This is a genomic window from Streptomyces sp. NEAU-174, assembly GCF_052665095.1.
The window spans coordinates 302,466-323,545 of sequence record NZ_JBQTCE010000014.1; the positions used below are offsets into that span (position 1 = coordinate 302,466).

Genomic DNA, 21,080 nt, shown 5'->3' on the forward strand with positions numbered 1-21,080 from the left:
GGGGGGGGGAGGGGGAAGGGGGGGGGGAAAGATGAAAAAAAGAAACCCACCACCGCGGTCTCCGGGCAGTCGCTCTCCGTCGTGGACTCCCTGGGTCATCTCGTCGGCCACACGCTGGGAGCAGGGGGCACTCGGGGGCGGCTCCTGGTGTGGCGTGAGCAGCCCTTCGCCCGCCCGGACTACACGGTCGTGGCGGCCGCGGCCTCGCTCGTCACCTACGACGTGGAGCAGCGGCGCCGGGCTCGGGTCGAGGGCCACCGGGCGGCCGCCGAGGCGGTGCGCGAGATGCTCGAGGAGGGTGCCGATCCCGTAACGGCCACACGGCTGCTCACCTCGCGGGGGCTCGATCCGCAGGACATCACGGTGATGGTGCTCCGGACACCCCCCGCTGCGGGCATGTACGACGTCCTCACCGACTACGAGCCCCCGGTGCTGGCCACGTCGACGGATCGCGGGGAGACGGTGCTGCTGACCTCGCGCCCCGCCGAGGTGCTGGCGGCGCTCCGGGACCCCGCGGGGCCGCTCGACCGGGTCTGCCCCGGACCCGCGGGGGTGAGCGAGGCGGTGTCGACCGGCAGCCTGGCGCAGGGGCTGCGCCAGGCCCGACAGGCGCTGGCGATCGGCCTGCGGGAGGGCCGCGCCGTCACCTCCATCCGCGAACTGGGCGCGATCGAACTGCTGCTGGCCTCGGCGGAGCGGTCGGTTCCCGAGATCCTGGTGGCCCGGGTCATCGATCCGCTGCGCTGTGCCGAGGAGGACCGTGGCGTCCCGCTGATCGCCACGGTCCGCGCCTTCCTCGGCAACAACGGATCACTGGCCCGGGCATCCGCGGAACTCGGCATCCACCGACACACCCTGCACCACCGCCTCGGCGTGGTGGGCCGGGTGCTGGGCCGCGACCTGGACTCCGCGTACGTACGCCTCGAACTGGCCCTGGCCCTGCAAGCTCACGCGCTCCGGGCGGATGGCACGGTCTGAGCGGCGGGGACGCCGGCCGCGTCGCGGACTCCGGCGGAGTCCGGCAGGTCTTCGAAGGCCAGCCCAGCGACAGCGGGGTCGGGCCGGGTGGCCAGGCTCAGCGTCACGAAGACGGCGAGGGCCGCCGCCATGCCGTACATGACGGGTTCGTTCGCGTACAGTCCCGAGATCGCCATGAAGGCAACGCATACCGTGGAGCCGGCCAGCACCCCGCCAATCGCCGCGACCGCCGTCGAACGTCGCCAGAACAACGCCCCGACGACGGGCACCAGCAGCGCCGCGGCCAGCAGATCCGCCGCCACGGTCACGGCCCCCACCACGCTGTCCACGGCGTACGACACCGCCAGCGCGACGAGGCCGACGGCGAACAGGGTGATCCGGTTGGCGCGCACGCTGCTCAGCCGCCGCCCGCCCAGCGGCCGCAGCACGTCGTTGGTGAGCACCGTGGACGCCCCGATCAGCAGGCCGCTGGCGGTGGACATGGACGCGGCCAGGGCGGCCGCCATCACCAGCCCGAACAGGCCGACCGGCAGGACGAGCGAGGCGATACGCGCGTAGGCGTCATCGGGGTTGGCGAGGTGGGGCAGCAGCACTCGGCCCGCCGTGCCGATGAGGGCGCCGGCCAGGCCGTACAGGGCGCAGTAGAGGCCGGAGGCGATGGCGCCCCAGCGGGCGACCCTCTCGGAGCGGGCGGTCAGCAGCCGCTGCCAGTTGCCCTGGTCGATCATGAAGCCGAAGAAGAACAGCAGGAAGTACGCGCCGATCGTGCTCATGCCGATGCCGGTCGGCGAGAAGAATCTTCCCGGCAGCTCGGCGTGCATCGCCGAGAAGCCACCCGCCTCGTGGACGACGAGCGGCAGCAGCACCGCGAAGACGCCGAGCGTCTTGACCATGAACTGCACCACGTCGGTGAGGGTGATCGACCACATCCCGCCCGCGACGCTGTACAGCATGATCGTGGCCCAGCCGACGAACGCCGCCGTCGTGGGCGGTATGTCGAAGACGACGGTCAGTACCGTGCCGATGCCGATGATCTGGCCCACACCGACCATGAGCGTGTAGAAGACCACGATGACGGAGCTCAGGACCCGCGATGGGCCGCCGAAGCGGCGGCTCATGGCGTCCGGCACCGTGTAGACGCCGCTGCGGAAGAGCCTGCCCGCGAAGAGCACGCCGATGGCGGCGATGCCGATCGCGAGAGACAGCACGAGCGCCATGCCGGAGATCCCGTACTGGTATCCGAGGCTGACGCCGCCGACGGTGGACGCCGCGCCCAGCACCACGGTGCTCATGGCCGAGGTGTACATGAAGGGACCGAGCCGTCGGCCGGCCACCGTGAAGTCCTCCGAGGTCCGGCTCCGGCGCATGCCGATGTAACCGGCCCCGACCATCAGGAGCAGGTACAGCAGGATGATGAGCTTGTCGATCATGAGAGTGCGCCTTCGGGAGTCGCGTCGGCCGACCCGCCGTGGACGACGAAGTGTGCCACGAGATAGGCGGCCAGGTTGGCGGTCCGGTCGTGCAGGTCGGTGAGCGGGTTGACCTCGGTGAGGACGAGGGCGTCGACGTACGGGGCGAGGCGCTGCACCAGGTCGAGTGCCTGGAATGAGGTCAGCCCGCCGGGCTCGTGCGCACCCGCGCCGGGGGCGTGCGCGGGGTCGACGCAGTCGATGTCGAAGGCCAGCAGCACCCGGTCCGCGGCGGCGACCTGGGCGATCACGTCCGCGGCGATGACCTCGGTGCCGCGCCGGTGGATCTCGGCCGCGGGGATGTTGCGCAGGCCCGCCTTCTCGCGGAAGGAGCGCGAGGAGGGGAAGTTGAAGTGCCGGGAGGCGAGCTGCACGCTGGCGGCGAGGTCGACGTTCGGCAGTTCGCTCGCCCTGCGCATACCGGACGAATGGCTGTGGGCGCCTTGCTGTTCGCTGCGGTCGAGCAGATCGAGGTGGGCGTCGAGGTGGACCACGGCGACGGTTCCCGCGGTCGACTCCGCGAGGCCGCGGGCCGTCGGGTAGAGCAGGCTGTCGTCGCCACCGAGCAGCAGGGGCGTATGCCCGGCGGCGAGCGTGTCGCGCACACCGGCGGCGGCGCCGGCGAGGGTGGCCTCCAGGTCATGGGCGACGGTGTGCACATCGCCGCCGTCGGTGAGCAGGTCATCGGGGAAGGGGTGCAGCGCGGCGTGGTCGAGGCAGTAGATCTGCCCTTCCTCGCGGCGCTGGAGGATCCACCGCATCGCGGCACGGATGCGGTCCGGGGCGTAGCGGCTGCCGGGCCAGCCGAGGGTGGCGGCGCCGTCGAAGGGGGCGCCGAGCAGCGTGAAACGGCGGCTGGTCCGGGGCAGGGCGCGGGCGTTCATCTGGCTCCTCACGCGCCCGTGGCATGCGGCCTGCGCTGCTTCGCCCTATCGCGAGTGCCATCGAGCGCGGTTCGTCGGTTGGCCGCCCATCGTTCAGGACCCGCCCAGCCCGCACCCCCGGCCCGGATGTCGAACGTGCGGGTTGTCCACTGGCCCGTCCGGCGATGGACACGCGCCCCGTCCCGGGCGCACAGACGGGCCGGTCCGGGCCCGGGACTCGGACCACCTCGTGCTGTGGCGTCGTTGGGCCGGATCCGCGCCCACTACTGCCACCCGCTGCGCAGTGGGGAATTCGCGACCCGGTCAGCGGCGAACGTCACCTCGTCCCATCGGCACTTCTGTGTCATCACGTTGTCCGAAGCCGCACCTGTCGAGCTATGGGCGGCAGTCCTGGCGGCGGATGAGCAGCAGCGCCACGTTGTCGGTGCCGGCGGAGGCCGGTGCCTGGTGGAGCAGCGTGTCGGCTATGACGTTCGGTGGTGACGCCGCTGTCCGGCGCGGTTGGTCGGCCGGCTCCGCGAGTGAGACGTCGATGTCGATCCCGGGGTCTCGACCAGCTCGTCGGTGGAGAGAAGCAGGGCGCTGCCGGGCGGCAGCGGTATCTCCATCGAGGTGTGGAGGGCGTCGGGCTCGATGCCGGGGAGCGGCCCTGGGGGGCACGTCGGGAATGGAGACCTGTCCCTGCTCTCGGCATCGAAGGCGGACATCACGGGGCTGCACACGATGTTGACGATGTCCTGCACCTTCGGCGTCGAACGCCGTCGGGACAGGCTCTGCCCGGGCACGAGCCGGCCGCCTCCTGACAGCCGCGCCGGGTCGCCTCGGACGGGGTGTCCGGGGCCCTGCTCGCGAGGTACTGGCCTGTACAACGCCCCTTTTGCCGGAGCGCTGTGGCGAGGTGCTGTTCGGGTACCTGCCCGGGGCCGGTCGGGCCGCGCGAGATGGTGACCGCTTCCTATGCGGGTGAGCCGGTGGTGCTGGTGTGGGACGGGCTGTCCGCGCACTGGAGCCGGGACATGCGAGCCTGGGTGGCCGGACAGGACTGGCTGACGCTGGAACGGCTGCCCGCCTATGCACCTGAGTTGAACCCAGTGGAACTGCTGTGGTCGGCGATCAAAACACGTGAGCTGGCCAACCTCACCGGCGACCACCTCGCCGACGTCGCCGATGCCACCGAACGAGGCATCCACCGGGTCTGCTCCGACAAACATCTCCCATGGTCCTTCCTCACCCACACGGGACTGACAATTCATAACCACTCACCACAGAACTAACGAAAACCTCAGTAAGGACCTCGTCGATGTGATGCGCGCACCCGACGGATCCATGAGCGGACTGCTCAAGTGGCAGCATTTCCAGGGGTTCTCCACCGTCGACATCGATGGCGACCGCGCCGTGGCCCGTACCCAGCACCTGCACACTCACAAGGGCGGCGCCGACGGACAGGGCTGGAATCTCATCCAGACGGGCTTCTTCGTCGACCGGCTGGAGCGGCGTCCGGAGGGATGGCGCATCATCCACCGCGCCTTGGAGATCATCTGGATGGACACCTTCCCCACGGTGTGACGGGGCGCATCAGCCCGCCTCGCCGGAAGCGGGATCCTCGCCCGCCCGGGAAGGGGCGGTGTTGCCCGACAGTTCCGCCCAGTCGTGCAGGGCGTAGAGCGCCGTCGCCACATCTGCGCCGGCCGGGGTCAGTTCGTACTCCACATGAGGCGGCACCTCGTCGTCGACGATGCGGCGCACGACGCCGTCGCTCTCCAGCGCGCGCAGCTGCTGGATGAGCATCTTCTGCGTCACGTCCGGGATGGCCCGCTCGAGGTCGGAGAAGCGGCGCGGCCGGCGGACGAAGAGGTGATGGATGATCAGCAGTTTCCATCGGCCTCGCAGGATTCCCAGGGCGTGCTCGACCCGGCTGATGGAGCACACCGAGGCCGGTGAGTTGGCGGGGTGGGAGTCAGGGCTCATGGTGCTGGGAACCGTTCTCGGCAGAGGATTTCTGTGAGGAGTGGCGAGTGGTGAGGGCGGCCACCAGTCGCCGGTTGGCCTCGTGGGGTGTCATGTCCCAGTCCCACTCGGTCTTGTGCAGGCGCAGGGAGACGACACCGTGCCAGGCCGACCACAGCAGGAGCGCCGCGGCGAACGGGGCCTGCGGATCGACGCGGTGGGCGAGTTCCACGATGCGCCGCTGAAGGCGCGGCCCGTGTTCGGCGCGGGTCGCCGGGAGCTCGTCATCGCTCTCGAACAGCAGCTGGTAGGCGCCGGGGTGTTCCAGGGCCCAAGTGATGTACGCGTCGCCCGCGACGACCAGCCGGTCGGCGCCGTCGGGCGCACCGTCCAGTGCCGCTCCGACCGCGCTGATCAAGGAGGTGTACTCGGCGTCGAGCACGGCGGAGCGCAGGTCTGCCTCCGGCAATGCTCACGCTCATGACGGTGATCCGAAAGCGGCCCGAGGTCTCCACGGAGGACTTCCGCCGCTTCATGGAGCACGAATACGGACCGACCTACGCGGCACTGCCCCAGGTGAGGGAGTACGTGCAGTACTACCTCACCGACGCGGTGAGCGACGGCGTGGAAGAGCCCATCGACGCCATCGTGCGGATCAGCTTCGACTCGCAGTCCGCGATGCGCGAGGCGCTCGCGACAACGGAGTACCAGCGGGCACACGAGCTACGCGGGGCCTATATGCGGGAGGCGTCCACCGGTATCCATTCGGCGGTCCTGGACCGGCAGGTGCAGCTGGTCCAGCCGGGACGCGTCCCGATCACGCGGCGCCTGTGATCAGGTCCTGCGACAGGTCCCACAGGCGCCGCGCGCCCGCCGGGTCGACGGCGTAGCGGGCCACGCCGTGCAGCGAGCCGGAGCGTCGCTCGACGATCTCGGTTTCGTTGCAGTCGACGAAGTAGCGGCCGCCGACGCCTTCGAGCAACGGCGAGGTGGCCAGGAGTGCTGACGTGGCGGCGCCCTGTTCCACGGTCTTGATCAGCTCGGCGGGGACGCGGCCGCTGCCCCGGCCGCCGGTGTGCCGTTGCAGGTTCGTGTAGATGGCGCCCGGCATCAGGGCGTTGGCGGTGATGTTGTCGTCGGCCCAGCGGCGGGTCGCCTCCACCGCGAACAGGACGTTGGCCGTCTTGGACTGCCCGTAGGCGAGCCACGGGTCATAGGGGCGGAAGGCGAAGTTGACGTCGTCCCACACGATCGGTGACTGCTGGTGGCCGGTGGAACTCACCACCACGACACGGGCGTTGCCGTCGGCGGCCAGCGCGCCGTGCAGGCCGGTGGCCAGGGCGAAATGGCCGAGGTGGTTGGTGGCGAACTGCCACTCCCAGCCCTGCCCCGTGTACTGCTCGGGGCAGGCCATGACGCCCGCGTTGTTCACCAGGACGTGCAGCGGGCCCTGCCAGGCGGCCGTGAAGGCCGCGATGGACGCGGGATCGGTCAGGTCGAGATACACGGCCCGCACGTCCTGGTTGCCGGTCGATCCGGTGATGTCCTTGGCGACGCGTTCGCCCGCCGCCACGTCCCGCACGGCGAGGGTGACGGCCGCACCGGTGGCCGCCAGGGCGCGGGCCGTCTCCGCCCCGATGCCGGAGGAGGCGCCGGTGACGACCGCGCGGCGGCCGGAGAGATCGATACCTGACACGACCTCGCCTGCGGTGCTGGCGAAACCGAACGGGGTGGTGAGGGCACTCATGAGGGGGCTCCTTGCTGAAAGGCTGGATGTCGAAGTGGCCACGGGTGCTGCGGACGAGCGGCGGCCGGTGGGGTCCGGTGCGGTCAGGGGATGAGCGTCGCGTCCTGCTCGACCGGGGGCGTGCCGTCGTGCCAGGGCAGGACCTTGCCGAAGCGCACCAGTTCGCCGTAGAGCGTGGGGTCGACGTGCTCGGCGAAGACCAGATCGAGGACGGCCTCAGCGGCCCGGGCGGGTGACTGGGCCTGGCTGTAGTCGCTGAACCACGGGCGTGAGGTCGCCGTGTCGACCATGCCGGGGCAGACGGCGGCGACGAGCGTGTCATCCGCCAGGTCCCGGGCGCGGCGTTCGGCGGCGACGGCGCGAACGGCGGCGACCTGGGCCACCTTCGAGGGCACGTTCAGCCACAGCGGCCAGCCGGCCTCCTGCGCGGTCTTGTGGTGGATGGCGCTGCGCCACGACTCCACGGCGTACTCGACCTGGTCCAGGCTCGCGCCGTCGAACAAGTGGTGCAGCCGACCGTCGAGGTGGCCGAGCGTGCCCAGGCTGCTGGCCACGACGAGCAGGCGGCCACCCGGACGCAGCGCCGGGCCGAAGGAGCGCAGCATCGCGTGCGTGGCGGTGTTGGAGACGTCGATGAACTCATCGGCCCGCTCCGACTGCGACTCCTCGGGAAGCAGTCGGGCGACCGCGTTGGAGATGACGACGTCCACCCCTCCGTGGCGGACCCGCAGGTCCTCGGCGAGACGGGCGATGGCGTCGGAGTCCGTGACATCCAGGACCCGGCCCTCGACCCGGGCACGGGTGGCGGACAGCTGAGCGACTTCCGTGGCGGCATCTGTCACACGCCGCTGACTGCGACCGGTGAGCAGGACCAGGTCCTGCGGATCCATGCGGGCCGCCAGCCCCTCTGCGAAGGCCCGGCCGAGCCCCTGGTTGGCGCCCGTGACGAGGGCGATGCGTGAAGTGGTCATGCGTCCACGCTAGAAACCCGCCAACCATGAGTCCAACGAAAGTTTGGAACAGATAGCATGCGTAAACATCATGGACTTCACTGATGTGTCATTGACTGCGTTGCGCGTCCTGCGGGCCGTGGCCGAACAGGGAACCTTCACCGCGGCCGCGGCGTCGCTCGGCTACACCCAGTCCGCCGTCTCCCGGCAGATCGCCGCGATCGAGCGCGCGGCAGGCACGGAACTGCTGGAGCGGCGGCGCGACGGGGCCCGGCTCACGCCCGCCGGCCGCGTCGTCATGCGCCGCGCGACGGTCGTGCTCGACGAGATCGCCGCGACCGCCAGGGAACTGTCGGGCCTGCCGGAGCAGACCGGGACGGTCCGTCTGGGCTGGGTGCCCAGCGCCGGTGCCGTGCTGCTGCCCCGAGCCCTTGCCGCACTGCGCGAAAGCGACCCCGGACTCGACGTCGTCGGCCGCGAGGGCGGCACCCCGGCACTGGTCCGCGCCCTGCGGGCGGGCAGCCTGGATCTGGCCCTGCTCGCCTCAGCGCCACCGTTCCGCGCGCCGGACACCGAGTCGCCCCCACTGGCCCTTGAGACACTCACCGAACGCCCCCTGTGTCTCGCGGTGCCCGCCACGCACCCCCTTGCCCGCGGCACATACGTGGACGTGACCGATCTGCGGGGGCAGCGCTGGATCGCCGGGTCGTCATCAGGGGAGGACCGCTTGATGGGCGTGTGGCCCGGCCTGGACGAGCGCCCGGAGATCGCCCACACCGCCCGCGACTGGCTGGCCAAACTCCACCTCGTCGCCGCAGGGTTCGGACTGACAACCCTCCCCGTCTCGCTCGTCTCCGCCGCACCCCCTGGAGTGCGTGTCCTGTCCGTCCGCGGCGGCCCGCAAGAACAGCGGCGCCTGCTCCTGGCCCGCCTGCCCGCCCCGCCGACCCAGGCCGTGACACGTGTGGCCGCTGTCCTCCGCGCGACGGCCCTCGACGTCCACGCGCCCCATCCCTCCGCATGAGTGCGGTGTTGCGCCGGCCCGGACCCGCACTGCTCATGACGTCTCGATCAGCTCCAGCAGATTGCCCTCCGGGTCGGCGACGTACGCGTAGCGCATGCCTTCACTGGCGCCGGGCGCAGGGTGCGACACCGCAGCGGCGCCGCAGTCCTGCGTCAGGCGGGCGAACGCGCCGTCGAGGTCCGGGACTTGAAGTGCCAGGTGGGTGAAGGTCTGCACGGCGGTGGCGGCAAAAGCGTCGGTGTGCGAGACGGGGCGCGAGCCGGACCGCTCGACGAACTCCACCCGCAGGCCCGCCGTATCGCTCAGAACGACGGTACGGACTCCCGCCTCGGGCATCTCCAGGCGCTCTTCCACCTGCGTGAGCCCGAACGCGTCGGCGTACCAGGCTTCCTGCGCGGCAAGGTCCGCGACCGAGAGGCTGACGTGGTGAAAACGAGCAACAGACATGACGACTCCCATGGTTAATGCCATTCACCTGGTAAGCGATGTTAACCTACCGGCATGGCCCCTCCCGTTCCCCGACGTCCCGTTGGCCACCACCACGGCGACCTGCGCAACTCCCTCCTGCGGGCATCCTTGGAGCTGGTCGGCGAGCGAGGTCCGCACGGCTTCACCCTGGCCGAAGCGAGCCGCCGGGCCGGAGTGAGCGTCGCGGCGCCGTACAAGCACTTCGCCGACCGGGACGCACTGCTGGCGGAACTCGCCACACAGGGCTACCGCGAGCAGCGGAATCGCTTCGCCGCGGCCGTGAACGGCATCGAGGACCCCGCTGAACAACTGGCGTCTTTCGCGGCGGCATACGTCAGATTCGCCGCCGAGGAACCTGCTCTGTTCGATGTGACCTTCAACACGGGACTCGACAAGTCCAGGTTCGCCGAACTGGCCACGGCGGGCGACGAGGTGGCCCGCCTCCTGCTGCCGGTGGTCCGACAGCTCGCCTCAACCCCGGACGCCGCGTTCGACCTGCTGCTCAGGATCGCCGCTGCCGCGCACGGCCTGGCCGTTTTCCTGCGGCAGGGCTTGTTCGGTGCGGGAAGCGCGGTCCTCTCGGACACCGAGGAGAAGGCCGCCCGCACGGCCCGGGCAATCACGCGACAAGACGCCGGCTCGTGATCGCCTGAGAGGCGAACCCTGGCGCGCAGCCTCACGGCCGTTGAGATCCCACACGACTCCAGCGTAGGCCAACCCGGTGGGGTAGTCGGGGCGCGGCTACGTCATCCGGCTCTCCACCGCACACGTGTGACTGAGCGCTTCAGTTGGCCCCATCGGCCATGTAGAGCGCCCAGCTTCGACGGCCTCGCACACCGCTAGTCCGTGGGCCCGCGGTGTCAAATGACGGGACGCCAGCTCGCCGCGGCGACAGGGCGGATTCGGGTGTCCGACGGATGGTGGTCCGGGCGTACGCCATCACTTCCCAGGCATCGCGTCCGTGGCGGCGTTCGCGCAGACCGGGCGGGTGCGGGCGGCGTACGAGCGGGCCGCGGTGATCAGTGCGAAGCCCAGTCCGCCGAAGGCCAGTCCGCCGAAGAGCACCATCCAGGTGATTCCCGCGCTGGAGGTGAACGTCCCGTCCGGTTCGATCCGCGGCAGCGCACCGGCGGCGCTGAGCGGGGCGTAGATCACGAGGACGACGCCGTACACCGACAGGCCGATGGCTGACAGCCACGCCGGGAGGAGTGGCAGGAGCCGGGGCACCCGCCGCCCGGTGAGGAGGGGTGTCCAGCGTGGGAAGACCTGGCCCCAGGGGTACATCAGCCCCCGCAGCAGGAAGATCCCGGCCAGCGCGGCCAGGACGGTGACGTCGATGCCCACTGAGGCGAGCGCCTTGGCCGCGCCCGAGCCGCCCGCGTTCTCCTCGCGCCACTTCTCCGCCGTGACGCTCAGCGCGTCGCCGCCGAGTGTCCAGATGGTCTTGACGACCGCCCACGGCAGAAGCCCGCACATCAGCAGGTACACCTGGATCCGGGTCCGCCGGGACGCCACGGAGGCGGGCGGGTGGACCAGCGGTCCGCTGCCGTCGCCGGGGTGTCCGGCCCCGCACCGCGGGCACCGGTTCCGCAGCCGCCGCCGGTGGGAGACGCCGACCAGCAGCAGGGCCAGGCCCACGGTGTTCAGCAGGACATGGGCGAAGCCGGTGGCGCTCTCCACACCCGACAGCGCCGCCAAGGTGACGACGTACGCGGGCAGGCTCGCCATGCCCATCGCGAAGACGGGGATCGCCACGGCCAGCACCGCCGCCACCGCCACCCGGCGGCGCCGGGCCAACGGCCAGGGGGTGGCCAGGCAGGCCCCGGCGGCCAGCAATGCGAGGACGGCCAGCGCGAGCTGGACGCCGGGTGCGTAGGCCACATGCGGTGACCAGGGCACGGTGGTGCCCGTCGCGGCCCAGACCGTCTGGACGGCGGCGTACACCACGCCCCACACCGCGGTGGCATAGGGCGCCCACCGGGGCCACTGCCGCGGCCACACCCGCCACCCGGGCTCGGGGGACGGCAGCCCGGGGTCTGGGCGGGCCGGGGTTCGCACGGGAACAGTCACCGTGACCTCCGGTTTCGCGGTGCCGACATTCAAGGCTGTCCCGTGGGGGCGGCGGGCGCATCCATCCCGGGGGCCGCACCGCCTCCGCCGCGCGGGGGAGGGCGGATGAGCCTCGCGGCTGACACTCCGCCCCGCCCCGCGGGCCGTGCGGATCAGAACAGGATGTTTCCGTTGCCGGCCCGGTGGGCCCGGGTGCGGCGGTGGTCCAGATGGATGAAGGTGCGGTGCGGCCACCGGTCGTAGCCGTCGTACTTGGGTTGGTACGCGGTGCGCCCGTGGATGGCGATGCGGTTGTCCACGACGGCCATCTCCCCCGGCCGCAGGACCAGCGTCCGCGCGGCTTGGAGGAACGCGCCCCGCAGCGCCTCCACCGCCACCTTTGCCTCGTCGTCGTTGGCGGTCGTCGCGTGGAAGTCCACCTTCACGTCGGGATCGTCGGGGTCCCCCCTGAGCACCGCGTGCGCGGGGCCGGGGCCGCCGCTGCGGAAGGACGGCGGCGCGGCGGTGGTGAAGCGCTCCTCCCGCAGGACGCGCAGCGTCCCGGGGCTCAGCAGCCCCAGGGCGGTGCGGATCGACGACACCAGCGTGTCCGCGTTCAGGGGGTGGTCGTTGCGCAGACAGAGCAGGCCGACGTAGTCGGGGCAGTGCGGATGGAACGCGTTCTCCACGTGCAGCTCCAGCGGGGTGGAGCCGGCGTTGCTCTGTGACTCCTCGCGGCCGGGCACGGGCACGACGTTCTGGACGAGCGCACCGGACTTCTCGTCCCGGTACGCCGCTATCTCACCGATTTGCAGGGTGACCAGCACGGCGACGGCGGCGGGCAGGGTGGCGGTGCGCTCTACCGACTCGGGCACGGTGGGAGTCAGGGGCAGCTCCGCTTCGTCCACCGGCAGGTTGCGCACGGTCAGAATGCCCGGCCGGGGTCGTGGCGATAGAGGCGGGTGGCCTCCCGCAGCCGCAATGGAAGACGGCAGGACATTCTCCGGGCCTCGGCCACCCAGTGCGGATCGTCGATGAGGCCGGGAGCGGTGGCGGCCAGTTCGGCCGCCAGCGCGCCCGTCTCCCGGCGCTCCGCGGCGGACAGGTTCACAGTGGTCATGTCTCTCCTAGAGGTCCTCGGGGCCGACCTGTGACGCCGGCACAGGCCGGCGCGGCGGGGTCGCGCGGCGGGTGAGGGTCACGGGCAGCGAGGTGAAGCCCCAGATGAGGTTGGACTGCATGCGCCGCGGCGCGCCGCGCGGCGCGACCTGACCCACCCGGGCCAGGAACTCCTCGAAGAAGATGGTCAGTTCGCTGGTGGCGAGCGCGGAGCCGAGGCAGAAGTGCGTGCCGGTGGCGAAGGTGAGGTGGCGGTTGGGGGTACGGGCGATGTCGAAGCGGTCGGGATCGGCGAACACCGCCTCGTCACGGTTGGCCGCGGGCAGCCACACCGCCACCTGGTCGCCGGTCCGGATCCGGTGGCCGCCGAGGTCCACCTCGCGCCGCGCGGTGCGCAGCACGTGCAGTGCGGGGCTGGTGAAGCGCAGGATCTCCTGGACGGCGGACGGCAGGAGCCCGGGCTCGGCGCGGAGCCGGGCCCACTGGTCGGGCGCCCGGAGGAGTGCCAGCAGCCCGCCGATGGTGGCGTGGCGGGTGGTCTCGTTGCCACCGGAGATGAGCCCGTTGCAGTTGAGCAGGATCTCCTCGTCCGTCAGGGGCGCACCGTCGACGGTGCCGTGGGCGAGGGCGCTGACGATGTCCTCCTGCGGGTCGCGCCGCCGCCGGGCCAGCAGGTTGTCGTAGTAGACGAGGAGTTCGGTGTGCGCCTCGGCGATCCGCTGGGGGTCGGTGTCGGCGTTCTCGTCCGCCCCGAAGGCGATCATGGTGAGCTTGAGCATGAAGTCCCAGTCGGCTCGCGGCACGCCGAGCATGTCGGAGATGACCGAGACCGGAAGGCGCGCGGCGACCTGCGCGAAGTCGGCGTCGCCCTGGTCGAGCGCGGTCTCGATGACCTCGACGGCGGTCTGCCGGATGGTGTCGGTGAGCCGCTCCACCATGCGGGGGGTGAACGCGGAGTTGATGACGCGGCGGATGCCGCCGTGCCGGGGTGGGTCGGTGACGATGAGCATCTTCCCGGCCGCGGCCGCGTTGGACGCCGGGTCGGCGTCCAGTAGCCGCCGCCACACCTCCTCGATGCCGTCCTCGGTGTAGCGGCGGGGGTCGGACAGGTCGGGTGGTGCGGTGATGAGCAGCGGGTCGGTGGTCTGGGACATGAGGTCTGCCGATTCTCGATTCTTGGAAGCCGACTGCCCTGTCGCGCGAGCGCGTTCGTACCGTGTGTTCGGCAGCGGCGAGTGGATGGACGGGAGAGCTGACATGACGTCAACACGACGACGGGGGCGGGCCGGGGCGGCTGCCTGGCGTGGGCGATCGCGGGGTGCGCCGCCACGTTCGCCGCGACCGCTCTCGCCCGCCGCCGTGCGCGAGAGCCGTTCCCCGGCGAGCGGCTGCTGAAGGGCGCCTCCGCCGCGGCTGGCCTGGCGCTGGCGGCGCTCACGGCCGTACCGCCGGCCCGGCACCGGACGCGCGGGGCCGCGGAGCTGGCGGCGCGTGGCGCGGCCGCAGGGCTGGTTCAAGGCGGGAGTCACCTCCTGTTCGACGCGCTGACCGTGGCCCTCCGCCGTACGGCCGGAACGGCGGACCCGGACGCCGCCGAAGTGGACGCGGGCCGGGTGGCGGCCCGCTGCCTCGCCCTCGGCTCGGCCGCGCTGACGCTGTCGGCCGCCCGTTGGCAGGCGCGGGAGGGAGCGCGGGCCTGTCCGCGGTGCGGGCGGCGGCCGCGCGGGGCCGCCTCGCGGGCCCTGGCGTGGAGTGGTTACGCGGCGTGCGCGCTGTTCCTGCCGTACCCGGTGGTGAAGCTGGCCTGGGAGTGCGGCAGCGACATCGGTATCACCCGGCCCGAAGTGATCCACGCCGTCCCGGGCGGCTGGCTGCCGGTGGTGCCCGCCCTCGCCGGATCGCTTCTGTCGCTGGCGCTGGTACGGCCCTGGGGCCGGGTGTTCCCGCGCTGGGTCCCGGCCGTCGGGGGTTCGCGGGTGCCGCGGCCGCTGGTGCTGGTGCCGAGCTGCTTCGGCCTCGCGGTGCTGGCCGAGGTGGCCCCGGCGGCGCTCGTGGCGGGTGTGCGGTACGTCAACGACCCGGCCACGCCGCCGGTCGAGGAGATCGGGCTGCGCCTCTCCCGCACCCCGCTGAAGCTGTCCGTGCTGCTCACCTGACACCCCGCGAGCGTGTCCGGCCCGGCCGTTGCCCCCGGCCGGGCCGGAGACCTCACGACCGCGCACAGGCGGAGCAGCCCGCGGTGGTGCGGTGGTACTGCCAGGCCGCGCCCGCCAGCGCGGCGCCCCACAACGCCCAGGAGGCATAGAACATGAGCGGAACCCACGGTCCGGTGTGACGCGGTGACCCAGGCACGGCTCGGCCATCCGGTGGTGCTGTTCCTCATCCAGGACGCCGTGGCCCTGGCCGTCCCGGGCCGCTCACCCGACCTGGAGGCCTTCATCGGGGCCGGCGGCCGTGCTGCGGCTGCTCCAGGCGATGCTGGAGCGCGGTGGCCGGGTGCAGGTGTGGACATGCGGCTACGCCACCCATCTCACCCGGCAGGCGCTCGGCGCGGCCAAACAGCGCAATGTCGCCGCCTGGACCACCTCCTATCCATCGACCGCCACGCTCGTGCAGGACATGCTCGCGGCCTTCCCCGACCAGCTCTACTGGTACGGCTGCCAGTTCTGTAGCGAGGACCGGGGCGTCCACGACCATGTGCCCGAGGTCGTCCTGCGACGGCCCTCCGGGTTCGCCGTGAACAGCGCCGCGACCGGCAAGACGTTGATGGTCGGGGTGATCTGAGATGCACAAGCCCTCCGACCCGCCCTCGGCCGCACCGGAGCGGCCTCAGGTTGCTGGCCATCGTGGAACGCGCCTACCGCGGCGCCGTGGAGAAGCAGTTCGTGGACGCCCTGTACCTGGCGCTCGAACTGCACCGCCAGCTCGGCGGGATCGACATCCTGCTGCGCGGCCAGGCCGTGACGTACGCGGCGCGCGACGCCCACGTGCCCCCGCTACGGCTCCGCAACCGAGTGGTCGACACGCTCACCGACCCGCGCGGTGACGTGCGGCGGCTGCTGGACGCCGGGGTGCGGGTGTACGCCGAGGAGCCCGGCCTGGCCGCCCACGGACTGGACGGCGAGGGGCGCCTTCTGGACCGGGTACGGCCGCTGCCCGCGGACGAGGCCGCGACGCGGTGGTCCACCTACCGGATGGTGTGCTTCTTGTGGTGGCGCGGCTCCGCCCCCCAGCGCGCCGCCGCACGTTGCACTCGCCGGCCCCGCCGGGCGCGGCGCGAAGCATTTCCCTGCTGTCCGAGACGATGTCGGGTGGGCGGATCGCGGGTCGTCGCTTCAGCCGGCACCAGACCATCCGGATGCTACGGGGTCCCCTCCTCACGCGAAGAACACAGAACGTGGTCGACGAGGTCGGCGACCGCCCGGATCTGTCGCACGGCGGTGTCCTCATCGCCCGGTCGGGCTGTGCAGGGAAACGGTGATGGCGCTTGGTGTCATGCGCCGTGCTGATCATCGACCCGTCGGCGTCACCGTCGAAGGGCAGATAGGCGAATGTGGTGTCGGCCATGGCACCGCCGGGCTCGAACTGCTGGTAATCGCGGGCGTGCGGGCCGGGCAGGAAGGGCCAGTTGCCGGGGGTGAGCGTGCGCGTGAGCCGCAATGGACGCACGGCCGACGAGTTGGAGCAGCACGGTCGCCACGAACGTCTTCGTGGTGCTGCTGATCCGCACATACGCGTTCCGAGGCACCGGCCGTCCGGTGCTGAGGTCACCGACCCCGCTGCGGGCTGTTCGCACTCCCCGGGGCGTTTCCAGGGTGACCGACACGCCCGTGACGCCATCGTGGCCGCGGTTCCGGCCCCCGCCGGGCCGAGTGCGACCACCTATGAAACGCGCTGAGGCGGAGTCGCACTATCGGTGTGGGTCTCCGGGTTGTGTTGGCTGATCAGCTGTGTGCTGGGGGCGGTCTTGGCGCCGGGTGGCGTGGAGGGAGCCGAGCAGGTGGAGGGAGTGGGCGCTGGGGCTGCCCGGTTCGGCGTGGTAGATGACGAGCTGCTGGCCGGGTGCCTCGCGTACGTCGAACGCCTGGTAGGTGAGCGTGAGCGGACCGACGTCCGGGTGCAGGAAGTGTTTGGCGTCCTGCGTCTTGCCTCGCACGGTATGGGACTGCCACAGGCGCGCGAAGTCCGCGCTGTGCTCGGTGAGGGTGCCGACGAGTTCGCGCAGCCGCGGGTTGTCCGGTTCGAAGCCGGTCGCCTCGCGGAGGTTGGCGACGGTGGCTTGTGCCGCCCGGTTCCAGTCCGTGTAGAAGGTGGGGCCGGCGGGGTCGAGGAAGGTCATGCGGGCGAGGTTGTCCGCCGGGGTGAACGCCGAGTAGAGGGCCTGGGCCAGCGCGTTGACCGCGAGGAGGTCGAGGGTCCGGTTCATGACGAACGCCGGGGTGTTGGGGTAGCCGTCCATCAGCTGTCGCAGGGCGGGGCTGACCCGCCCGGTGGAGTGAGGCGAGAGTCGGTCGCCGGGCGTGGCCCCGGCCAGCCGGTACAGGTGCGCCCTGGCGTCCTCGTCGAGGTGCAGCGCATGACTGAGAGCGTCGATCACCTGGGGCGAGGGGTTGCGTTCGCGGCCCTGTTCCAGGCGGGTGTAGTAGTCGGCGTTCACTCCGGCCAGGACGGCGACCTCCTCGCGGCGCAGCCCGGCGACTCTGCGGGTCCCGTGGCTCGGCATTCCGACGTCGTGCGGGCGCAGGGCGGCGCGGCGTGCGCGCAGGAAGTCCCCCATGCGGTTGTCGTCCATGTCTTCAGGCTAGGCGGCGCGCCGCCGTGCTGCCTGGGTGTGGTGCACCCAGGCAGCATGCGTCCTGGTTGGTCGCCGCTGACCTGCGCAGACTCGGTGGAGCGGGAGGGACCGCACCGTTCGAGGAGAGGGGGCCGCCATGGCCGCGATCGAGGACGGCCACGTGGATGTGGTCGGTATGTGGGTGACCGAGGACGGGCACATTCGGCAGGAGCTGCTGCCGGACGGCCGTTACGACGAGGCTCGCGGCGAGCGGGCCAGTGCGTACACCGGCCGTTACACGGTCACCGGTAGTCACCTGGACTACGTCGACGACACCGGGTTCACCGCCACAGGGGACATCCGCGACGGAGTGCTCTACCACGAACACCTCGTGCTCCACCGGGAGCAGAGGTCGTCGTAGCGGGGCGGCGAGCGTAGCGGGACAACGGGGTTCGGGCAGCAGCTGCTCCGGTCGGGGAGACCGACTCCTCGTGGGAGCGGACCGACTGCCGAGGCAGGCAGCAGTCGCTGACAGACGTATCAAACGCACGGGGAAGGACCGTATTCATGACCGGACGACGTCTTGAGGGCAAGGTGGCCCTGATCACGGGCGCGACCGGGGGGATCGGTGCGGCGACCGCCGGACTCTTCGCCCAGGAGGGCGCCCGGCTGGTGATCACCGATGTAGCCCAGGAACCCCTCCAGAAGCTGGCGCGGCGCATCGAGGCGGGTGGCGCGGAGGTGGCGACCGCCCTCCTCGACGTCTCCTCCGCCCGGGAGCGGGAGGAGGTGTGGGACCGCGTGATCGACGTGAACCAGAAAGGCACCTGGCTCGGTATGAAGGCGGCGATGCCGCTGCTGCGAGCGAGCGGCAACGCGTCGGTGATCAACACCTCGTCCGTGCTCGGCCTGGTGGGCAGCGGCGCGGCCGCGGCCTACCAGGCGTCGAAGGGCGCGGTGCAGCCGGCCGCGCCGATGAGGTCGCCCCCGCGATCCTCTTCCTCGCCGGCGACGACTCCTCCTTCGTCACCGGCTCGGAACTCGTCGTCGACGGCGGCCTCACCGCACACTGAACAACCCGCCCGCCGGGCGTCCACGGCGCCACCCGTGCGCACGCCCGGCAAGCGCGCTCATCTCCTGTGCCGTCTGCCTCGTGAGTGCGTGACCGTACAGCAGCCCAGACAGCCGCGCGGGAAACTGCGCGCGACCCCGATCTTTACGAGAGGACCTCATCATGACGCCCACCGCCGCGTCTGCCGAAGCATCCGAGTTCGCCGGGAAGACCGCCCTGGTCACAGGGGCCGCGCGCGGCGTGGGCAAGGAGACCGTGGCACTGCTCCATGCCCGCGGCGCCCGCGTCGTCGCCGTCGACCTGCGTCCCGACGTCACGACCCTGGGGGACGAATTCCCCGGCGTACTCGCGATGCGGGGCGACATCACGCGGGAGGAAACCGCCGTCCACGCGGTCCGCTCGGCGCTGGACACCTTCGGAGGACTGGACATCCTGGTGAACAACGCCGGACGCACCCTGAACAAACCCGTCACCGAAACCACCGCCGAAGACTGGGACACCGTGATGGCCGTCAACGCCCGCGGATCCTTCCTCTGCGCCCGAGAAGCCTTCCGAACGATGCAGAGCCGGGGCGGCGGGAGCATCGTCAGCACCGGGTCCTACGCCAGCACGGTCGCCCTGCCCGAAGGCGCCGCCTACAGCGCGTCCAAGGGCGCCCTGGCCCAACTGACCAAGGTGCTCGCCGTCGAAGGCGGACCATGGGGCATCCGCGCCAACCTTGTCGCCGCAGGCGTCATCGAGACCGACTTCCTCGACACGATCCGCCCCGACAGCCGCGCCTACCTGGCATCGTTCGCCGACGCCCAGCCCCTGGGCCGAGTCGCCCAGCCTGAAGAGATCGCCGAGGTTCTCTGCTTCCTCGCCTCACCACGCTCCAGCTTCATCACCGGAGCCGTGGTACCCGCAGACGGCGGCTTTACCGCCGTCTGACGTGACGGGGCCGATCAGCCGTTGCTCGGACACACCACCCTGCCTGCCGGACGGCGGGTTGCCGGAAGTTCGTCATCGCGTCTCCGCACGTGATCGACCGGCGGTGTCTGTCGCGCCACGGGGACGGGGCACCGTGAGCCCCAGGTCGAGTCGCTGGTCCATGTCCAGGCGGAAGGTGCCGTAGGGGTTGAGGTTGGACCAGAACAACTGCGCGGCCGGGTTCTTCGAGAGCCTGGTAGGTCGGGTGCTTGGGGCCGCCGCGGTTGAAGCGCCGCAGAACCTGCTCGGCCTCCGCCGTCCCGAGCCGGAGCGCGGTGGCGTACTTCACCATCTGGTCGTACTGCTGCTCGATCAGGTCCCAGCGGATCGGCCGCGTTAGGGAGGGTCCGAGTGCGGGCAAGCCGGGCGGGGTGTCGTCCGGACGGTACAGGCGGATACTGCCGATGTTCTTCAGACGCGGCAGCAGGCGGAAGCTGAGCAGCTCGGTGAAGGCGAACCCGACCACCGAGGCGCCGTGGGTGGCGACGTAGTTGGACTCGATCTCGGCGTCCGTCCAGTGCCGCAGCAGGCCCTCGATCATCGCCGCGACCTCGGACGACGAACAGCTCTTGAGCTGGGAGTAGATGCAGACGTTCTTCCGCTCGACGTGCCAGTAGATCATCACGCCGTTACCGCCGTAGCGGGCGTGGTACTCCGTCATGAAGTGCGAGGACCAGGACCCGAACTTCTTCGGGTCCGACGCCGGAACCTCAGCGTCGGCGAACTGGTGGCGGACCCCGGAGCCGGAGAAGAACCCGAACCGGACGCCGTTGCCGTGGTCGCAGTACAGCAAGCTGACCCCGGCCCGGTTCGGCCGGGGGTTCCGGAACCTTCACGCGATGGCATCCTCTCCGGCGCATGCAGCCCACGATTGGCCTACCAGCTCCAACACCTCGTCAGCATCGGCAGCTGACGGGCGCAGCCGCTGGGGCGGCGGTGCACACCGAAAACCGATCGCAGCGCGTCCAGGCACTGCCAGTGTCGGCACATCTCGTTCCGGGCGCTTCGAACCGAGATGGCCCGCCGACATGACTACCGTGTCACGGTAGTCATGTCCCGCTTCCAGCGATTTCACGGGTCAGCAGACGACCTTTAGCCGCGGTTAACTGGCCTCCAGTCGGCAGACGAGTCAGCCGCATACGGACGCGGCGTGTTGTAGATGGGGGTACTTCCGCTGTTGTTGTACATGGCGCTGTAGCCACCGTTCTCCAGGTCGTTTGTCCAGTAATCTCCATTTGGCGTTCCTCGCCAGGTGAGCGGGATGGTCACCGCTTGTCCGCAGTTGCTGAGCGGTATGATTTCGCCTGTTCTCCCGCTGTAGGCACAGAATCGCCCACCACAGACAGCGGCGAGCTGATGCTGCGATGTGACGCCCCGGTAGAGCGTTGCTCCATTCTTGACACTGACGCGTTCGAGACCACGAGTGCTGATACGGTCACCATCGGCCGACGCTCCTGTAGCCACGAGGACCACACTGCTGATCGACATGGCGATGACTGATAGCAACCTGCCTATGCGGCGCACGAGATTCCCCTCTCTTCAGTTCCGGTCCTTGGGCAGCCACTGCGGTATTCGACGATCCGTCGAGGGCTGGCCTACTGCTGGTGCGCCCGAGTGCTCCAAGAGCCAG

Annotated in this window: 24 protein-coding genes and 2 pseudogenes; 12 read left to right on the forward strand and 14 right to left on the reverse strand. The window is 70.9% G+C overall.

The genetic code is table 11. The annotated features are described in order from the left end of the window. Positions 1 to 81: 81 nt before the first annotated feature. Complete coding sequence (locus ACT2CW_RS35630; RefSeq protein ID WP_445519526.1) at positions 82 to 978, forward strand: PucR family transcriptional regulator; 897 nt, start codon at positions 82 to 84, stop codon at positions 976 to 978. On the opposite strand, the gene ACT2CW_RS35635 is transcribed toward ACT2CW_RS35630, so the two are convergent. Both ACT2CW_RS35635 and ACT2CW_RS35640 read right to left on the reverse strand, forming a co-directional pair. Further along, the gene (locus ACT2CW_RS35635; RefSeq protein WP_182468007.1) at positions 948 to 2,408 is read right to left on the reverse strand and encodes a sodium:solute symporter family transporter; all 1,461 of its coding nucleotides are present in this window, start codon (positions 2,406 to 2,408) and stop codon (positions 948 to 950) included. The two genes, ACT2CW_RS35630 and ACT2CW_RS35635, sit on opposite strands and share 31 nt — an antisense overlap. Next, on the reverse strand, positions 2,405 to 3,331 hold the full coding sequence (locus ACT2CW_RS35640) for an arginase family protein (RefSeq protein ID WP_445519527.1): 927 nt from the start codon (positions 3,329 to 3,331) through the stop codon (positions 2,405 to 2,407). The genes ACT2CW_RS35635 and ACT2CW_RS35640 overlap by 4 nt, the downstream gene beginning before the upstream one ends. Before the next feature lie 941 nt (positions 3,332 to 4,272). Here ACT2CW_RS35640 and ACT2CW_RS35645 point away from each other — a divergent pair. Together ACT2CW_RS35645 and ACT2CW_RS35650 are read left to right on the forward strand one after the other, a co-directional pair. After that, positions 4,273 to 4,605, forward strand: coding sequence for a transposase (locus ACT2CW_RS35645; protein WP_445519528.1), 333 nt, complete (start codon positions 4,273 to 4,275; stop codon positions 4,603 to 4,605). A gap of 31 nt (positions 4,606 to 4,636) precedes the next feature. Further along, the gene (locus tag ACT2CW_RS35650) at positions 4,637 to 4,897 is read left to right on the forward strand and encodes a nuclear transport factor 2 family protein (RefSeq protein WP_445519529.1); all 261 of its coding nucleotides are present in this window, start codon (positions 4,637 to 4,639) and stop codon (positions 4,895 to 4,897) included. Positions 4,898 to 4,906: 9 nt separating this feature from the next. Here the strand turns inward: ACT2CW_RS35650 and ACT2CW_RS35655 are convergent, their stop codons facing one another. Next, entirely contained in the window at positions 4,907 to 5,299 is a 393-nt protein-coding gene (locus ACT2CW_RS35655) for a winged helix-turn-helix transcriptional regulator (RefSeq protein WP_445519530.1), read from the reverse strand. Beyond that, positions 5,289 to 5,747 carry a TetR-like C-terminal domain-containing protein gene (locus ACT2CW_RS35660; RefSeq protein ID WP_445519531.1) on the reverse strand — a complete coding sequence of 153 codons (459 nt, stop codon included), beginning with the start codon at positions 5,745 to 5,747 and terminating at the stop codon, positions 5,289 to 5,291. Before ACT2CW_RS35660 ends, ACT2CW_RS35655 begins: the two co-directional genes overlap by 11 nt. 11 nt (positions 5,748 to 5,758) lie before the next feature. On the opposite strand from ACT2CW_RS35660, the gene ACT2CW_RS35665 reads away from it, so the two are divergent. Then, complete coding sequence (locus tag ACT2CW_RS35665; RefSeq protein ID WP_445519532.1) at positions 5,759 to 6,112, forward strand: EthD domain-containing protein; 354 nt, start codon at positions 5,759 to 5,761, stop codon at positions 6,110 to 6,112. On the opposite strand, the gene ACT2CW_RS35670 is transcribed toward ACT2CW_RS35665, so the two are convergent. Next, positions 6,096 to 7,025: an SDR family NAD(P)-dependent oxidoreductase gene (locus ACT2CW_RS35670; RefSeq protein ID WP_445519533.1), complete on the reverse strand. Its 930-nt coding sequence runs from the start codon at positions 7,023 to 7,025 to the stop codon at positions 6,096 to 6,098. The two genes, ACT2CW_RS35665 and ACT2CW_RS35670, sit on opposite strands and share 17 nt — an antisense overlap. Positions 7,026 to 7,108: 83 nt before the next feature. Further along, entirely contained in the window at positions 7,109 to 7,996 is an 888-nt protein-coding gene (locus ACT2CW_RS35675) for an SDR family NAD(P)-dependent oxidoreductase (RefSeq protein WP_445519534.1), read from the reverse strand. 70 nt (positions 7,997 to 8,066) lie between these two features. Here ACT2CW_RS35675 and ACT2CW_RS35680 point away from each other — a divergent pair, with 70 nt between their 5' ends. After that, on the forward strand, positions 8,067 to 8,999 hold the full coding sequence (locus ACT2CW_RS35680; protein WP_445519535.1) for a LysR family transcriptional regulator: 933 nt from the start codon (positions 8,067 to 8,069) through the stop codon (positions 8,997 to 8,999). A 33-nt stretch (positions 9,000 to 9,032) separates the two neighbouring features. On the opposite strand, the gene ACT2CW_RS35685 is transcribed toward ACT2CW_RS35680, so the two are convergent. Then, complete coding sequence (locus tag ACT2CW_RS35685; protein WP_445519536.1) at positions 9,033 to 9,446, reverse strand: VOC family protein; 414 nt, start codon at positions 9,444 to 9,446, stop codon at positions 9,033 to 9,035. A gap of 54 nt (positions 9,447 to 9,500) precedes the next feature. On the opposite strand from ACT2CW_RS35685, the gene ACT2CW_RS35690 reads away from it, so the two are divergent. Next, positions 9,501 to 10,112, forward strand: coding sequence for a TetR/AcrR family transcriptional regulator (locus tag ACT2CW_RS35690; protein ID WP_164433654.1), 612 nt, complete (start codon positions 9,501 to 9,503; stop codon positions 10,110 to 10,112). 294 nt (positions 10,113 to 10,406) lie between these two features. Here ACT2CW_RS35690 and ACT2CW_RS35695 read toward each other — a convergent pair whose 3' ends face one another. The 4 genes from ACT2CW_RS35695 to ACT2CW_RS35710 all read right to left on the reverse strand — a co-directional run bounded on the left by ACT2CW_RS35695 (position 10,407) and on the right by ACT2CW_RS35710 (position 13,789). Further along, entirely contained in the window at positions 10,407 to 11,537 is a 1,131-nt protein-coding gene (locus ACT2CW_RS35695) for a hypothetical protein (RefSeq protein WP_445519537.1), read from the reverse strand. A 152-nt stretch (positions 11,538 to 11,689) separates the two neighbouring features. Continuing rightward, the gene (locus ACT2CW_RS35700) at positions 11,690 to 12,439 is read right to left on the reverse strand and encodes a TauD/TfdA family dioxygenase (protein WP_445519538.1); all 750 of its coding nucleotides are present in this window, start codon (positions 12,437 to 12,439) and stop codon (positions 11,690 to 11,692) included. Between the two features lie 2 nt (positions 12,440 to 12,441). Next, the gene (locus ACT2CW_RS35705; protein WP_445519539.1) at positions 12,442 to 12,636 is read right to left on the reverse strand and encodes a hypothetical protein; all 195 of its coding nucleotides are present in this window, start codon (positions 12,634 to 12,636) and stop codon (positions 12,442 to 12,444) included. 7 nt (positions 12,637 to 12,643) lie between these two features. Further along, positions 12,644 to 13,789 (reverse strand): cytochrome P450, encoded by a 1,146-nt coding sequence (locus ACT2CW_RS35710; RefSeq protein ID WP_445519540.1) that lies wholly within the window; start codon positions 13,787 to 13,789, stop codon positions 12,644 to 12,646. A 396-nt stretch (positions 13,790 to 14,185) separates the two neighbouring features. Between ACT2CW_RS35710 and ACT2CW_RS35715 the strand changes: the two genes are divergently transcribed. The 3 genes from ACT2CW_RS35715 to ACT2CW_RS35725 all read left to right on the forward strand — a co-directional run bounded on the left by ACT2CW_RS35715 (position 14,186) and on the right by ACT2CW_RS35725 (position 16,144). After that, positions 14,186 to 14,791 carry a hypothetical protein gene (locus ACT2CW_RS35715; protein WP_445519541.1) on the forward strand — a complete coding sequence of 202 codons (606 nt, stop codon included), beginning with the start codon at positions 14,186 to 14,188 and terminating at the stop codon, positions 14,789 to 14,791. Positions 14,792 to 15,089: 298 nt separating this feature from the next. Beyond that, positions 15,090 to 15,419: a hypothetical protein gene (locus ACT2CW_RS35720; protein ID WP_445519542.1), complete on the forward strand. Its 330-nt coding sequence runs from the start codon at positions 15,090 to 15,092 to the stop codon at positions 15,417 to 15,419. A 50-nt stretch (positions 15,420 to 15,469) separates the two neighbouring features. Beyond that, complete coding sequence (locus ACT2CW_RS35725) at positions 15,470 to 16,144, forward strand: hypothetical protein (RefSeq protein ID WP_445519543.1); 675 nt, start codon at positions 15,470 to 15,472, stop codon at positions 16,142 to 16,144. Positions 16,145 to 16,161: 17 nt separating this feature from the next. Here ACT2CW_RS35725 and ACT2CW_RS35730 read toward each other — a convergent pair whose 3' ends face one another. Together ACT2CW_RS35730 and ACT2CW_RS35735 are read right to left on the reverse strand one after the other, a co-directional pair. Beyond that, the gene (locus tag ACT2CW_RS35730; RefSeq protein WP_445519544.1) at positions 16,162 to 16,461 is read right to left on the reverse strand and encodes a serine hydrolase; all 300 of its coding nucleotides are present in this window, start codon (positions 16,459 to 16,461) and stop codon (positions 16,162 to 16,164) included. Between the two features lie 84 nt (positions 16,462 to 16,545). Beyond that, entirely contained in the window at positions 16,546 to 17,427 is an 882-nt protein-coding gene (locus ACT2CW_RS35735) for a helix-turn-helix transcriptional regulator (protein WP_445519545.1), read from the reverse strand. Between the two features lie 139 nt (positions 17,428 to 17,566). Here ACT2CW_RS35735 and ACT2CW_RS35740 point away from each other — a divergent pair, with 139 nt between their 5' ends. From ACT2CW_RS35740 to ACT2CW_RS35750, 3 genes and pseudogenes are all read left to right on the forward strand, one after another. Continuing rightward, positions 17,567 to 17,830 carry an Atu4866 domain-containing protein gene (locus ACT2CW_RS35740; protein ID WP_182467980.1) on the forward strand — a complete coding sequence of 88 codons (264 nt, stop codon included), beginning with the start codon at positions 17,567 to 17,569 and terminating at the stop codon, positions 17,828 to 17,830. Positions 17,831 to 17,976: 146 nt separating this feature from the next. Further along, positions 17,977 to 18,482: pseudogene (locus tag ACT2CW_RS35745) on the forward strand (SDR family NAD(P)-dependent oxidoreductase). A 161-nt stretch (positions 18,483 to 18,643) separates the two neighbouring features. Further along, positions 18,644 to 19,411 (forward strand): SDR family NAD(P)-dependent oxidoreductase, encoded by a 768-nt coding sequence (locus ACT2CW_RS35750; protein WP_445519546.1) that lies wholly within the window; start codon positions 18,644 to 18,646, stop codon positions 19,409 to 19,411. 205 nt (positions 19,412 to 19,616) lie between these two features. On the opposite strand, the pseudogene ACT2CW_RS35755 reads toward ACT2CW_RS35750, so the two are convergent. Continuing rightward, positions 19,617 to 20,153, reverse strand: a pseudogene (locus ACT2CW_RS35755) (Tn3 family transposase); the annotation flags it as partial. Positions 20,154 to 21,080: the final 927 nt, after the last annotated feature.

What these genes read in the sequence shown, in the direction of transcription:
- ACT2CW_RS35635 (WP_182468007.1), bottom strand. Translation starts at nt 2,408, where the DNA reads ATGATCGACAAGCTCATCATCCTGCTGTACCTGCTCCTGATGGTCGGG.
- ACT2CW_RS35640 (WP_445519527.1), bottom strand. Translation starts at nt 3,331, where the DNA reads ATGAACGCCCGCGCCCTGCCCCGGACCAGCCGCCGTTTCACGCTGCTC.
- ACT2CW_RS35645 (WP_445519528.1), top strand. Translation starts at nt 4,273, where the DNA reads ATGGTGACCGCTTCCTATGCGGGTGAGCCGGTGGTGCTGGTGTGGGAC.
- ACT2CW_RS35650 (WP_445519529.1), top strand. Translation starts at nt 4,637, where the DNA reads ATGCGCGCACCCGACGGATCCATGAGCGGACTGCTCAAGTGGCAGCAT.
- ACT2CW_RS35655 (WP_445519530.1), bottom strand. Translation starts at nt 5,299, where the DNA reads ATGAGCCCTGACTCCCACCCCGCCAACTCACCGGCCTCGGTGTGCTCC.
- ACT2CW_RS35665 (WP_445519532.1), top strand. Translation starts at nt 5,759, where the DNA reads ATGACGGTGATCCGAAAGCGGCCCGAGGTCTCCACGGAGGACTTCCGC.
- ACT2CW_RS35670 (WP_445519533.1), bottom strand. Translation starts at nt 7,025, where the DNA reads ATGAGTGCCCTCACCACCCCGTTCGGTTTCGCCAGCACCGCAGGCGAG.
- ACT2CW_RS35675 (WP_445519534.1), bottom strand. Translation starts at nt 7,996, where the DNA reads ATGACCACTTCACGCATCGCCCTCGTCACGGGCGCCAACCAGGGGCTC.
- ACT2CW_RS35680 (WP_445519535.1), top strand. Translation starts at nt 8,067, where the DNA reads ATGGACTTCACTGATGTGTCATTGACTGCGTTGCGCGTCCTGCGGGCC.
- ACT2CW_RS35685 (WP_445519536.1), bottom strand. Translation starts at nt 9,446, where the DNA reads ATGTCTGTTGCTCGTTTTCACCACGTCAGCCTCTCGGTCGCGGACCTT.
- ACT2CW_RS35690 (WP_164433654.1), top strand. Translation starts at nt 9,501, where the DNA reads ATGGCCCCTCCCGTTCCCCGACGTCCCGTTGGCCACCACCACGGCGAC.
- ACT2CW_RS35705 (WP_445519539.1), bottom strand. Translation starts at nt 12,636, where the DNA reads ATGACCACTGTGAACCTGTCCGCCGCGGAGCGCCGGGAGACGGGCGCG.
- ACT2CW_RS35710 (WP_445519540.1), bottom strand. Translation starts at nt 13,789, where the DNA reads ATGTCCCAGACCACCGACCCGCTGCTCATCACCGCACCACCCGACCTG.
- ACT2CW_RS35735 (WP_445519545.1), bottom strand. Translation starts at nt 17,427, where the DNA reads ATGGACGACAACCGCATGGGGGACTTCCTGCGCGCACGCCGCGCCGCC.
- ACT2CW_RS35740 (WP_182467980.1), top strand. Translation starts at nt 17,567, where the DNA reads ATGGCCGCGATCGAGGACGGCCACGTGGATGTGGTCGGTATGTGGGTG.
- ACT2CW_RS35750 (WP_445519546.1), top strand. Translation starts at nt 18,644, where the DNA reads ATGACGCCCACCGCCGCGTCTGCCGAAGCATCCGAGTTCGCCGGGAAG.